The 13,276-nt window shown below is 69.6% G+C and carries 11 protein-coding genes; 8 read left to right on the forward strand and 3 right to left on the reverse strand.

The genetic code is table 11. From position 1 onward, the window contains the following. Positions 1-37: 37 nt before the first annotated feature. Both mltG and VXC91_RS10945 read right to left on the reverse strand, forming a co-directional pair. Positions 38-877 (reverse strand): endolytic transglycosylase MltG, encoded by an 840-nt coding sequence (mltG, locus tag VXC91_RS10940; protein WP_329506909.1) that lies wholly within the window; start codon positions 875-877, stop codon positions 38-40. 43 nt (positions 878-920) lie between these two features. Beyond that, a complete protein-coding gene (locus VXC91_RS10945) occupies positions 921-2,723 on the reverse strand; it encodes an ABC transporter ATP-binding protein (RefSeq protein WP_329506910.1) in 1,803 nt (600 codons plus the stop codon). A 141-nt stretch (positions 2,724-2,864) separates the two neighbouring features. Between VXC91_RS10945 and VXC91_RS10950 the strand changes: the two genes are divergently transcribed. The 5 genes from VXC91_RS10950 to VXC91_RS10970 all read left to right on the forward strand — a co-directional run bounded on the left by VXC91_RS10950 (position 2,865) and on the right by VXC91_RS10970 (position 8,500). After that, positions 2,865-3,335, forward strand: coding sequence for a MarR family winged helix-turn-helix transcriptional regulator (locus VXC91_RS10950; protein ID WP_329506911.1), 471 nt, complete (start codon positions 2,865-2,867; stop codon positions 3,333-3,335). Between the two features lie 491 nt (positions 3,336-3,826). Further along, positions 3,827-5,662 carry an ABC transporter ATP-binding protein gene (locus VXC91_RS10955; protein ID WP_329506912.1) on the forward strand — a complete coding sequence of 612 codons (1,836 nt, stop codon included), beginning with the start codon at positions 3,827-3,829 and terminating at the stop codon, positions 5,660-5,662. Continuing rightward, positions 5,659-7,479 carry an ABC transporter ATP-binding protein gene (locus VXC91_RS10960; protein WP_329506913.1) on the forward strand — a complete coding sequence of 607 codons (1,821 nt, stop codon included), beginning with the start codon at positions 5,659-5,661 and terminating at the stop codon, positions 7,477-7,479. Before VXC91_RS10955 ends, VXC91_RS10960 begins: the two co-directional genes overlap by 4 nt. Positions 7,480-7,719: 240 nt before the next feature. Then, positions 7,720-8,190 carry a DUF5709 domain-containing protein gene (locus VXC91_RS10965; protein WP_329506914.1) on the forward strand — a complete coding sequence of 157 codons (471 nt, stop codon included), beginning with the start codon at positions 7,720-7,722 and terminating at the stop codon, positions 8,188-8,190. Between the two features lie 34 nt (positions 8,191-8,224). After that, the gene (locus VXC91_RS10970) at positions 8,225-8,500 is read left to right on the forward strand and encodes a type B 50S ribosomal protein L31 (protein WP_329506915.1); all 276 of its coding nucleotides are present in this window, start codon (positions 8,225-8,227) and stop codon (positions 8,498-8,500) included. A 21-nt stretch (positions 8,501-8,521) separates the two neighbouring features. Here VXC91_RS10970 and VXC91_RS10975 read toward each other — a convergent pair whose 3' ends face one another. Then, positions 8,522-9,316 carry a metal-dependent hydrolase gene (locus VXC91_RS10975; RefSeq protein WP_329506916.1) on the reverse strand — a complete coding sequence of 265 codons (795 nt, stop codon included), beginning with the start codon at positions 9,314-9,316 and terminating at the stop codon, positions 8,522-8,524. Between the two features lie 145 nt (positions 9,317-9,461). On the opposite strand from VXC91_RS10975, the gene VXC91_RS10980 reads away from it, so the two are divergent. The 3 genes from VXC91_RS10980 to VXC91_RS10990 all read left to right on the forward strand — a co-directional run bounded on the left by VXC91_RS10980 (position 9,462) and on the right by VXC91_RS10990 (position 13,276). Then, positions 9,462-11,975 (forward strand): DEAD/DEAH box helicase, encoded by a 2,514-nt coding sequence (locus VXC91_RS10980; RefSeq protein ID WP_329506917.1) that lies wholly within the window; start codon positions 9,462-9,464, stop codon positions 11,973-11,975. Between the two features lie 19 nt (positions 11,976-11,994). Continuing rightward, positions 11,995-12,867, forward strand: a complete 873-nt coding sequence (locus VXC91_RS10985; RefSeq protein WP_329506918.1) for an acyl-CoA thioesterase — start codon at positions 11,995-11,997, stop codon at positions 12,865-12,867. Positions 12,868-12,979: 112 nt separating this feature from the next. Further along, complete coding sequence (locus tag VXC91_RS10990; protein ID WP_408057367.1) at positions 12,980-13,276, forward strand: recombinase family protein; 297 nt, start codon at positions 12,980-12,982, stop codon at positions 13,274-13,276.

Below are 13,276 nucleotides of genomic sequence, written 5' to 3' on the forward strand. Positions count from 1 at the left end.
GACGTACCGCCCGAGGCGGTACGCCCCTCTGGTGAGCTCAGCCCGACGGCTGACCGCCGGCGCGCAGCCGATTGAACTCCCCGACGTTGCGCAGGTGCTCCTCGTAACTCGACGTGAACCGGGTGTCGCCCGGCTTGACCGTGACGAAGAAGAGCCAGTCGCCCGGTGTCGGGTTCAGCACCGCGCGCATCGCGTCCGTGCCCGGGTTGGCGATGGGCGTCGGGGGCAGGCCCATGTGCCGGTACGAGTTGTAAGGGCTGTCGATCTTGGTGTCGGCCAGGGTGGTGTTCAGCGTGAAGCGGTTCTTGGCGTAGTTGAGGGTGGAGTCCATCTGCAGCGGCATGCCGCGCTCGAGGCGGTTGAAGATGACGCGGGCCACCTTGCGCATGTCCTGACTGGTCGCCGCCTCGGACTGCACGATGCTCGCCATGGTGACGGTCCGGTAGACGCCCATCGTGGTGCGCGGGGCTCCGGCTGTGGTGGTCCCGCCTCTGAACCTCTTGTTCGCGATGTCGACCATGTACTGCAGCACGGACTCGGGAGTGGCGTTCTCGCGGAGCGGATACGTGGCCGGGAAGAGGTACCCCTCGGGGTTGCCGTGCGCCTCCTTCGGCAACCTGAGGTGGGCCTTGGCCAGGGAGTTCTTCGTGGCGCCCGGAGGCAGCCGGAGGGCCTTGTCGACGGTTCGGTAGATCTGGCCGGCGCGCCAGCCCTCCGGGATGACGAGGGTGACAGTGCGGGGCTCATCGCCTCTGTGCAGGATCAGCAGCGGCACCGCCACGGCGGTGCCCACCACGATCGCTCCGGCCACGACGAAGGCGACCCGGCCGGGGCCGGACAGTCGGGTCCGCTTCTCTGACGGAGTGTTCGTCTGCATGCGAGCACCGTAACCCGCCAAACCCGACAAATCTGGCATATCTTCATCTTGTCGTCTCCAGTCGCGCGTCCCGCCGGACGAGGGCCGCGTACCGTCGGTCCAGCTCCAACAGCTCCTCGTGCGTGCCCCGTTCGACGGTGCGCCCGGAGTCGAGGACGACGATCTGTTCGGCCCCCCGGATGGTGGACAGGCGGTGGGCGATGGTGAGCGTGGTGCGGTTGGCGGACAGGGCGTCGATGGCCTCCTGGACCGCGTGTTCGGTGCGTGTGTCGAGCGCGCTCGTCGCCTCGTCGAGGATCAGGACCGGCGGGTCGCGCAGGATGGTGCGGGCGATGGCGAGCCGCTGTTTCTCACCGCCCGAGAAGCGGTGACCACGCTCGCCGACGATCGTGTCGTACCCGTCGGGCAGTGCGGCGATGTGGTCGTGGATCTGGGCCGCCCTGGCGGCCGCGTGCAGTTCCTCGTCGGTGGCGTCCGGCTTGGCGAAGCGCAGATTGTCGGCGACCGAGGCGTGGAAGAGGTACGTCTCCTGGGACACCACGCCGACCGCTCGGGCGAGCGTGTCGAAGTCCAGGTCCCGCACGTCGACTCCGTCCAGCGTGACCCGCCCGCCCGTCACGTCGTACAGCCGCGGAACCAGGTAGCTGAGCGTCGACTTCCCGGAGCCGGTGGGGCCGACCACGGCGAGACTCCCCCCGGCCGGGACGGTGATGTCGATGTCCTTGAGGATCGGACCGCTCTCCTCGTCGTAGTGGAACTCGACGCCCTCGAAGCGGATCTCGCCCTTGACCCGGTCGAGATGGACCGGATCCGGGGGCTCGGTGATGTCGATGGGCAGGTCGAGGTACTCGAAGATGCGCTGGAAGAGCGCGAGCGAGGTCTGGATCTGGACTCCGGTGGACAGCAGGCTCACGGTCGGCCGGAACAGCCCCTGCTGGAGCGATACGAACGCGACGAGCGTGCCGATGGAGATGGACGGGCCACCGAGCCGGAGCGCCATGCCGGCGGTCCAGTAGATGACGGCGGGCATGGCGGCCATGACGATCGTGATGACGGCCATGCGCCAGCGGCCTGCCATGTTCGATTTCACTTCGAGGTCGACGAGGCCCTCTGACTCGCTCTCGAAGGACTTGGTCAGCGAGTCGGCGCGCCCCATGGTGCGACCGAGCAGGATGCCGCTGACGGAGAGCGACTCGGTGACCGTGGCGGCCATGGCGGCCATCTGCTTCTGACGCTGGGTGGCGATCTTCTTGCGTTCGTTGCCGACACGACGGCTGATCCACACGAACAGCGGCAGCAGGAGGAGCGAGACGACGGTGAGCCGCCACTCCAGGGCGATCATCGCAACGATGGTGGCCACCACGCTCGTGAGGTTGGAGACCAGGGACGTCGCGGTGGAGGTGACCGTCGCCTGCATGCCGCCGATGTCGTTGGCGATGCGGGACTGGACCTCGCCGGTGCGAGTGCGGGTGAAGAAGGCGAGCGACATGCGCTGCAGCCGCCCGTAGACGGCGGTCCGCAGGTCGTGCATGACGCGCTGGCCGACCGTGGTGGAGATCAGGGTCTGCAGCACACCGAAGACGCTGGTGACGAGGGCGCTCAGGATCATGCCGAGCGCGAGCAGGCTCAGCAGGCCGGTGCGACCCTGCGGGATCGCGACGTCCAGGGTCTCCTTGAGGAGGAACGGCGTGGCGACGGACACGAGCGACGAGGCGCCGACCAGCAGGCCGACGACGGCGAGGCGGCCGCGGTACGGCTTGAACAGCCTCAGGATGCGACGAACCTGTCTCGGCCGCTCCGGCGTGCCGCCGGACAAGGGGGTCAGGGTGGTGTGGTCGGGATGCATGGGCTCCTACGGCGATGAGAGGGGCGGTACCAGGGCTCAGGCGCCGCGCACTGCCGGGCACGACGACGGGGAGAGGACCAACGGATCCTAGCTCATTGTTACCTATACTCACAATGAATGAAGTCCTGATATTGTTCCCGCATGACGACCCCCGACCCCGAGGGCCTGCTCGCCGAGCAGCTACTGCGGTTCACCCGCCGGGTACACCGCATCCAGAAGCGCCACCTGGAGCAGTGTGGGCTGGGCATCACCCCGGCCCAGTCCCGGCTGCTGCGCACTCTCGCGCACTTCGGCTCGCCGCCCCGCATGGCGGATCTCGCCGAGCGTCTCGAAGTGGTACCGCGAGCGGTGACGACGCTGGTCGACGGCCTCGAGGCGACCGGCAGGGTGCGCCGGGTGCCCGATCCCACCAACCGCCGGGTCATCCGGATCGAGATCACGGACGAGGGCCACAAGGCGCTGCGCGCGCTGCACGGAGCACGCAGAGCCGCGGCTCAGGAAATACTGGCACCGTTGACGGACGAGCAGCGCGAGGTGCTCGGCGCCCTGCTCGACACCTTGATCGACGGCGGGGACGCCATCGCCGCGTCCGGGCGGGATCATCGTTGCTGACGACGACTCAGCCGCTAGGGAGCCGAATTCACCCACCCGCACTCTGCGCCGGTACACACTGAATGACCGTCAACTTGCGGTGAACGGCGCCGCTCGGACCGACTGGCCCGCGACGAGCAGCCGGACGCATCCGATCGCGGTACCCGGCGTTCCCGCAAAGCGGCCAGGCCTCCAGATCCTCCCTGTCTCCCATCACCGGATGCCGGTCCGGGTCGAGCGTGCGCAACAGGTAATCCAGACCGGACTAGGACAGGGTGACACAGGCCGACGTACCGTCGCCGTGGTCCACGTGCAACCATCGGGTGCGCATCTCCCACGTGTCGCAGAGACGAGCCCCTCTCGCCGTCCGGCCGGAAAACCGTTTGCCTCCGACCGCGTCGCGACGCGACCCTTTCACGGTTTGTTACGGGCATTCGCGGCCCCGTGGGCGCTCCCCGGCGCGCCTTCGAACCGCGACCCGGTCCATCACTGACACGAGCCGCTGGGACGTCATGCAGATTCAAGACCTTCCGTATCCCGACCCGGGTGTGCCGGACGCGCGCTCGGGGCCCCGGTTCCTGTGGTGGCTCGGCCGTAGTCAGCTGGGCGGTCAACTCAAGTCGCTCGCCTGGGGGCTGCTGCACTTCCTGTCCGTCTGCGGGCTGCCCTTCTGCGTCGGCCTCGCCGTCCAGGCCGTCATCGACCGCTCGGGGGCGCGGCTCGTCCAGACAGGCGGTCTCCTCCTGCTGTGCGGGCTGGGTATCGCGCTCGGCGACGCCATGCTGCACCGCACCGCCGTCACCAACTGGATCACCGCGGCCGCACGGGTTCAGCAGCTCCTGGCCCGCAGAACGGCGCTGCTGGGATCGGCCCTGACGCGGCGGGTCGCGGCGGGCGAGGTCGTGGCGGTGTCCACCGGCGATGTGGAGAAGATCGGCTGGTTCGTCGAGGCCGTCTCGCGCTTCAGCGCCGCCGCGCTCACCGTGGTGGCGGTCTGCGTGGGTCTCGTCGTGTACCAGCCCGCGCTCGGCGTGGTCGTCGCGGTGGGCGTGCCGGTGCTGGCCCTCGCGGTGCTGCCGCTGCTGCCTCGCGCGACCCGGCGCGCCGACACCCAGCGTGAGAAGGCGGGCCGCGCCACCGAGCTGGCCTCGGACACCGTCGCCGGCCTCAGGGTGCTGCGCGGCATCGGTGGCGAGGAGCTGTTCCTGGACCGCTATCGCGGGGCCTCGCAGGAAGTCCGCACCGCTGCGGTGCGCAGCGCCCGGATGTGGTCCCTGATCTCGGCGCTCCAGGTGCTGATGCAGGGATTGCTGATGATCGCCGTCGTCTGGCGTGGTGTGCAGCTGGCTCACGAGGGCCGGATCGCCGTCGGCGAACTGGTCACCGTCTACAGCGCCGTGATGCTGCTCACCTATCCGCTCCAGCACTTCCAGGAGATCGCCATGGCGTACTCCTTCTCCCGGCCGTCCGCCCGGCGCGCGGCCCGGGTGCTGTCGCTGGAGCGCGCAACGGACGCCAGGGGATCTCGCGAGGCATCCCTGCCGACCGGGGACCTCTACGACCCCACGACCGGGCTCCTCGCACCCGCGGGCCTGTTCACGGCAGTGGTCTGCGGTGACCCCGACGCAGCGGGCGTGCTCGCCGAGCGGCTGGGCGGGCACCCGGCGGAGGAGGGCGCCTCGGTGCTCCTCGGCGGCGTCCGGCTGGACGAGCTGCCGCTCCACTCGGCGCGGACGGCCGTCCTCGTCCAGGACAAGGACCCGGTGCTGCTGTCCGGTGCGCTGCGCGAGCTGCTCGATGTGCCTGCCTCCGGCGCGGTCGGCGCCGAGGAGGCACTCGCCGCCGCACAGTGCGGCGACGTACTCGAGGCACTCGCCCAGGGATCACCGGCCGCCGACGACCCGATGGACGCACGGATCACCGAGCGCGGCCGTTCCCTGTCGGGCGGCCAGCGTCAGCGGCTCGCCCTGGCCCGGTCGCTGATCACGGACCCGCAGGTGCTCGTCCTGGACGAACCGACGTCCGCCGTCGACTCCCACACAGAGGCACGGATCGCCGAAGGCCTCCGGGCGTTGCGGGCGGACCGCACGACGGTCGTGTTCACCTCGTCGCCACTGCTCCTGGACCGCGCGGACCGTGTCGTGCTGGTGCACGAGGGCCGGGTGGCGACGGTGGGTCTGCACCGCGAGCTGGTGCAGGGCGATCCCCGGTACCGGGCGGTCGTGACCCGCGAGACCGACGAGGAGGCCGCCGGGCTGGACGGCGTAGCCGCCGGTGAGAAGCGAGCCGACGACGTGCTCACCGAAGACGTACTGGCCGAACTGGAAGAGATCGAGGAGACCGCATGATCGGCGTGGCGCCACCGGTGTACGACCCGGCGGCCCCGACGGTGGCGAACACGCTGCCCGTCGGCGCCCCCGCGACCGTCCGCGCCTACGTGGCCGAGCTCTTCCGCCGGCACCGCCGGGCCTTCCTGCTGCTCATCGCGGTGAACACGATCTCCGTCGTCGCCTCCATGGTGGGTCCCTATCTGCTGGGCGGGCTCGTGGAGCGCGTGTCGGACGGCGCAAGGGAGCTCCACCTGGAACGGACCGCCGCGCTGTTCGTCCTCGCACTGGTCGTCCAGGCCGTGTTCGTGCGGCTGGTGCGTCTGAAGGGTGCCGTGCTCGGCGAACGCATGCTCGCCGATCTGCGCGAGGACTTCCTCGTACGGTCGGTGGGGTTGCCCCCGGGCGTCCTGGAACGCGCCGGGACCGGTGATCTGCTCTCCCGGATCACCACCGACATCGACCGGCTCGCCAACGCGATGCGGGAAGCCGTGCCGCAGCTGGCGATCGGACTGGTGTGGGCGCTGCTGCTGCTCGGTGGCCTGACCATCACGGCTCCGCCGCTCGCCGCGACCGTGCTTCTCGCGGTACCTCTGCTGGTGATCGGCTGCCGCTGGTACTTCAAGCGTGCCCCGTCGGCCTACCGCTCCGAGGCCGCCGGTTACGCCGCCGTGGCCGCCGTCCTCGCCGAGACCGTGGACGCAGGACGCACCGTCGAGGCACACCGCCTCGGCGACCGGCGCGTCGCTCTCTCCGACCGGCGGATCAAGGAATGGACCGCCTGGGAGCGCTACACGCTGTGGCTGCGCTCGGTGCTCTTCCCCGTCGTGAGCATCACGCATGTCACGATCCTCGCCTCTGTCCTGATGATCGGCGGGGCGTTCGTCCTGCACGGCTGGATCGACGTCGGCCAGCTGACGACGGGTGCCCTGATCGCACAGATGCTCGTCGACCCGGTGGGCCTGATCCTGCGCTGGTACGACGAACTGCAGGTCGCCCAGGTGTCCCTGGCCCGGCTGGTCGGAGTCCGTGACATCGAGCCCGAGGCGGGCGACGAGTCGTTGAATCCCGACGGGCATGAGGTCGAGGCCGATGAGGTGCGCTTCGGCTACCGCGCCGGCGTGGACGTGCTGCATCGTGTCTCCCTGGAGGTGGCGCCGGGCACGCGGCTCGCTCTGGTCGGGCCGTCCGGTGCGGGCAAGTCCACGCTGGGGCGGCTGCTCGCCGGGATCTACGCGCCCCGCGACGGCCGGATCACCCTCGGGGGTGCGGAACTGTCCCGCATGCCCGCGGAGCGAGTGCGCTCACACGTTGCCCTGGTCAACCAGGAGCACCATGTCTTCGTCGGCTCCCTGCGCGACAACCTGCTCCTGGCCCTCCCCCACGACCGGCTTCACGCGAGCGAGGAGACGACCCCCATGGGCGCCGTCGACGCCGAGCTGTGGGCCGCACTGGCAGCGGTCGACGCGGACGACTGGGCGCGCGCCCTGGACGACGGCCTGGACACCGAGGTGGGCTCCGGTGGCCTCGCGCTCACCCCGGCTCAGGCACAGCAGATCGCGCTGGCCCGACTGGTGCTCGCCGACCCGCACACGCTGGTGCTGGACGAGGCGACGTCCCTGCTCGACCCCCGCGCGGCCCGCCACCTGGAACGCTCCCTGGCCCGCGTCCTCGACGGGCGCACGGTCGTCGCCATCGCGCACCGCCTGCACACCGCACACGACGCCGATGTCATCGCCGTGGTCGAGAACGGGCGGATCACCGAGCTGGGCAGCCACGACGAGCTGGTCGCCGCGGACGGTGCGTACGCGGCGTTGTGGCGGTCCTGGCACGGATGACAGCGGCCGCCGGCGCCGGGGAGCCGGCGGCCCGTCCCTCGCCTCGCGTACCCGTGCCGCGCTGCGACCGCGGTTGCCGTTGCGCAGTGCCGTTGCGGGGTGGAAGGCTGGAAGTGGCAACGGCGCGGGGGACGTGCCGCAGCCACCCGCTTCGGAAGGGCACGGCCCGCGCCCGGCGCTAACCGTGTCCGCCGTCACGCGCGGCGGTGCCCGGTTCCGTCCCACCATCTGGAGGTACCCGTGGAAAGCACCGACGGTTGGGGAGACGACGTCTACCAGCCCGACGGATCCGAGGTGCAGGACGACGCGGGGCTGCTGGACGCCGAGGACACGCTGCTAGCCGACGGGGTCGGCGACCCTCTCGACCGGGGCTGGTCGCCACCGGAGCGGCCCTGGGCCGTGGATCACGTGGGCGTGACCGCGTCCGAGGGGCACCGCGGCGAGACCCTCGACGAGCGGCTCGCCGAGGAACTCCCGGACATCGCGGTCCCTGACGGTGACGGCATCGGGGACTGGCTGGACGGTGACGGGGAACCCCTGGACAGCGAGGTGGGCGACGCGCGCTCGGGCCGCCTCGTCGCCCCCGGTGAGGGGGCGCACGAGGACGAGGAGAGCGGGCTGATCGCGAGCGATGTCGGCATCGACGGTGCAGCGGCGTCGGCCGAGGAGGCGGCCGTGCACATCGTCGACGAGGACACGTCGCTCAGCTGACGCCGCCGGTTCCCCGCGACCCAGAGAGCAGCCCATGCAGCAGGACAAGCATCCCGACTACCGCCCCGTCGTCTTTCGTGACCGCGCCGCCGGATACGCCTTCCTGACGCGATCCACCGCGAGCAGCGACGAGACCATCGAGTGGGACGACGGAGAGACGTACCCGGTCGTCGACGTCGAGATCTCGTCCCAGAGCCATCCCTTCTACACCGGCAAGGCGCGGACGGTGGACTCGGAAGGCCGCATCGCCCGGTTCGAGCGGCGATACGGCGGCGCGGAGCCGACGGCGGGCCGGGAGACGGACCGATAGCCCGTCGTACCCGGCCCGGGCTCAGATGACGTTGAGCGCCGCCGCGCAGCCCACCCCGCCGAGCAGCATGAAGGCCGGCATCAGCACCTTCAGCTCGACCCAGCTGCCGGCCCGGAAGCGCATCACCTTCGGCGGGCCCACCGGGTACCAGCGCTTGCGACCCAAGGGTATGGGCCACAGGATCGGGCAGCCCGAGATCGTCAGCGCGTCTCCGATGTCGTGCACCAAGGCACCCAGGACGATCGGCATGCCGAGCCACAGATACTGCTGGCCCGGCCCGGAAAACAGCCAGTCGGACCCATTGCCCGGCTTGTCGAGTATGCCCGCGAGTATCCAGGCGCTCGTCGCGGCCAGCAGCCACACCAGCACATCGCTGCTCGAACCGCGCGCCGCCCGCCAGAGCAGCCCCTCGATGGCGAGCACCATGTGCACGAACAGGATGGCCAGCACCGTCCAGCGGCCGCCCGTGATCGCGGCGACCGAGGTGCCCGCACCGATCAGCACCGCCCACAGCCAGGTGTGCGTCAGGGTCCGGTGACCACCGGACCTGCGCGGGTCCCCCGGCTTCCGGGTCGCCTTGTAGACGGCGTACGACAGCCTGTCGACGATCTCGCACACCCAGCGCGAGATCGGCCCGAAGGACCGCGAGATGGTGGCCGCCTTGTGGTCCAGATCCGGCGCCAGCGCGGCGCCCGCACAGATCAGAGCCCCGACCAGGAGGACCGGCCAGGGCATCGGGTGGCCCGCCGCGGCGGCCGCGGCCCCGACCCCGAGCCAGGCTGCGGCCCCCGACAGTGAGTGTGCTGGTCCCATCATGGCCGCTTCCCGCCCCATTCTTCTTCTCGCGCAGCCCAGTTGTCGGTGTGCGCTGACGCCTCGTAGGCGCCACAGCGTAGCGTTCGTGATCTTCGGACCGGCATCCGATTCCCTCATCCGGTGCCGGGGCAGGCAAGATGGGGGCGTGACCCTCATCGATCAGCTCCCGCAGACCGCAGATCCCGACGCTCTCTACGAAGCCTTCGAGTCGTGGGCCGGGGAGCGCGGTCTCACCCTCTATCCACACCAGGAGGAGGCGCTGATCGAGGTGGTCTCGGGAGCGAACGTGATCGTTTCGACGCCCACCGGTTCCGGCAAGAGCATGATCGCCGCGGGCGCGCACTTCGCCGCGCTCGCCCGGGACGAGGTCACCTTCTACACCGCGCCGATCAAGGCGCTGGTCTCGGAGAAATTCTTCGAGCTGTGCAAGCTCTTCGGCACGGAGAACGTCGGCATGCTCACCGGCGACGCCTCCGTCAACGCGGACGCCCCTGTGATCTGCTGCACAGCCGAGGTCCTCGCGTCCATCGCGTTGCGCGACGGCAGGCAGGCCGATGTCGGCCAGGTCGTGATGGACGAGTTCCACTTCTACGCAGAGGGCGACCGCGGCTGGGCGTGGCAGATTCCGATCCTGGAGCTGCCGCAGGCGCAGTTCATCCTGATGTCGGCGACGCTCGGCGACGTCTCGATGTTCGAGAAGGACCTGACCCGCCGCACCGGGCGGCCGACCGCGGTGGTGCGCTCGGCGACCCGTCCCGTGCCGCTGTCGTACGAATACCGGCTCACCCCGCTCACCGAGACGCTCACCGACCTCCTGGAGCACCGGCAGGCACCCGTCTACATCGTCCACTTCACCCAGGCACAGGCCGTGGAGCGGGCCCAGGCGCTGATGAGCATCAACATGTGCTCGCGCGAGGAGAAGGACGAGATCGCCGCGCTCATCGGCAACTTCCGTTTCACGACCAAGTTCGGCCGCAACCTCTCCCGTTATGTACGGCACGGCATCGGCGTCCATCACGCCGGCATGCTGCCCAAGTACCGCCGCCTGGTGGAGAAGCTGGCCCAGGCCGGCCTGCTGAAGGTCATCTGCGGCACTGACACCCTGGGCGTCGGTGTCAACGTCCCGATCCGCACCGTGCTGTTCACCGCGCTGACCAAGTACGACGGGAGCCGGGTACGCACTCTGCGGGCGCGTGAGTTCCACCAGATCGCGGGGCGCGCCGGGCGCGCGGGCTTCGACACGGCGGGCCTCGTCGTGGCCCAGGCGCCGGAGCACGTCATCGAGAACGAGAAGGCGCTCGCCAAGGCCGGCGACGATCCGAAGAAGCGCCGCAAGGTGGTGCGCAAGAAGGCGCCGGAGGGCTTCGTCGGCTGGACGGAGAACACTTTCGAGAAACTGATCGCCTCCGAGCCGGAGCCGCTCACCTCCCGCTTCCGGGTCACCCACACCATGCTGCTGTCGGTGATCGCCCGGCCGGGCAACGCCTTCGAGGCGATGCGTCATCTGCTGGAGGACAACCACGAGCCCCGCAAGCAGCAACTGCGGCACATCAGGAGGGCGATCGCGATCTACCGCTCGCTGCTGGACGGCGGCATCGTCGAAAAACTCGACGTGCCGGACGCCACCGGTCGAATCGTGCGCCTCACGGTCGATCTCCAACAGGACTTCGCGCTCAATCAGCCGCTGTCCACCTTCGCGCTGGCCGCCTTCGAGCTCCTCGACCCCGAGTCGCCGTCCTACGCGCTCGACATGGTCGCGGTCGTCGAGTCCACGCTCGACGACCCTCGGCAGATCCTGGTCGCCCAGCAGAACAAGGCGCGTGGTGAGGCCGTGGCCGCGATGAAGGCGGACGGCGTCGAGTACGAAGAGCGCATGGAGCGCCTCCAGGACGTGACATACCCGAAGCCGCTCGAGGAGCTGCTCTTCCACGCGTACAACACCTACCGCAAGAGCCACCCCTGGGTCGGTGACCATCCGCTGTCGCCGAAGTCGGTCATCCGCGACATGTATGAACGGGCGCTCTCCTTCACCGAGTTCGTGTCCTTCTACGAGCTCGCCCGCACCGAGGGGATCGTGCTGCGCTACCTGGCCAGCGCCTACAAGGCCCTCGAGCACACCGTCCCGGACGACCTGAAATCGGACGACCTGGAGGACCTCATCGCCTGGCTCGGTGAGATGGTGCGCCAGGTGGACTCCAGCCTGCTCGACGAGTGGGAGCAGCTGGCCAACCCCGAAGAGCTGACGGCCGAGGAGGCCCAGGAGAAGGCTGACGAGGTCAAACCCGTCACCGCGAACGCCCGAGCCTTCCGCGTCCTGGTCCGCAACGCCATGTTCCGCCGTGTGGAGCTCGCCGCCCTCGACCAGATCGACGAGCTCGGCGAGATGGACGCCGAGTCCGGCTGGGACGCCGAGGCGTGGGGTGCGGCCATGGACAAGTACTGGGACGAGTACGACGAACTCGGCACCGGCCCCGACGCCCGCGGCCCCAAACTGCTGATGATCGAAGAGGAGCCGGAGAACGGGCTGTGGCGCGTCCGGCAGGCCTTCGCCGATCCGAACGGCGATCACGACTGGGGGATCAGCGCCGAGATCGACCTCGCGGCCTCCGATGCTGAGGGCCGCGCCGTCGTCCGGGTCACCGACGTCGGCCAGCTGTGAGCACAGGAGCAAATGATTCATGACGAACCCAGCCGAAAGGCTCGTCGACCTGCTCGACCTCGAGCAGATCGAGGTCAATATCTTCCGTGGGCGCAGCCCGCAGGAGTCTTTGCAGCGGGTCTTCGGTGGCCAGGTGGCCGGCCAGGCGCTGGTCGCCGCCGGTCGTACCACCGACGGCGACCGGCCGGTGCACTCGCTGCACGCGTACTTCCTGCGCCCGGGCATACCGGGCGTTCCCATCGTGTACCAGGTCGAACGGGTGCGTGACGGCAGGTCTTTCACCACCCGCCGGGTCACCGCAATACAGCAAGGCCGCACGATCTTCAATCTGACCGCTTCCTTCCACAGGTCTGAAGAGGGGGGCTTCGAGCACCAGTTGCCGCCGGCCCGCAAGGTGCCGGGCCCTGAATCGCTGCCAACGGTGGTGCAGGAGGTCGAGAAGCACCTCGGCGCGCTGCCCGAAACGCTGGAGAGAATGGCCCGGCGTCAGCCGTTCGACATCCGCTATGTGGACCGGCTGCGCTGGACCACCGAGGAGATCAAGAACGCCGAGCCGCGCAGCGCCGTCTGGATGCGTGCCGTGGGCCCGCTCGGGGACGACCCCCTCGTGCACACGTGCGCGCTCACCTACGCGAGCGACATGACGCTCCTTGACGCCGTCCGCATTCCCGTCGAACCGCTGTGGGGGCCGCGCGGCTTCGACATGGCTTCGCTGGATCACGCCATGTGGTTCCACCGGCCGTTTCGCGCGGACGAGTGGTTCCTGTACGACCAGGAGTCCCCGATCGCGGTCGGTGGCCGCGGCCTTGCCCGGGGGCGCATCTACGACCTCGAGGGACGTCTGCTCGTCTCGGTCGTCCAGGAGGGACTGTTCCGCCGACTCGAGCGGTGACGCCGGGTGTGGGAGACGTCCGGCCCACGGCCCGGGCCGCACCGATCAGGGGTTGGGAGCTGCTCTCGGGTAAGTGTGTATGGGAATACTTCAGTGGCGTTATGTTCTTCATGTGAATCTGACTGAGTGGGCGCGGGCGCAGGGGATCAGTCCTCATACGGCGTATCGCTGGTTTCGTAACGGGACGCTTCCCGTGCCCGCTCAGCGTGTTGGGCCGCGCACGATCCTGGTGAACATCGACGCTGCGGCGGCGCCGGAAGCTGTCGGCGGCCTGGGCCTGTATGCCCGCGTGTCTTCTCACGATCAGGAAGCAGACCTGGAGCGCCAGGTCGCCCGGCTGTCGCAGTGGGCAGCAAAGACCGGTCACCGCGTCGTGCGTGTCGAGGCGGAGCAAACCTTCAGCGGGTAA

Source organism: Streptomyces chiangmaiensis (assembly GCF_036281785.1).
Classification (GTDB): Bacteria; Actinomycetota; Actinomycetes; order Streptomycetales; family Streptomycetaceae; genus Streptomyces; species Streptomyces chiangmaiensis.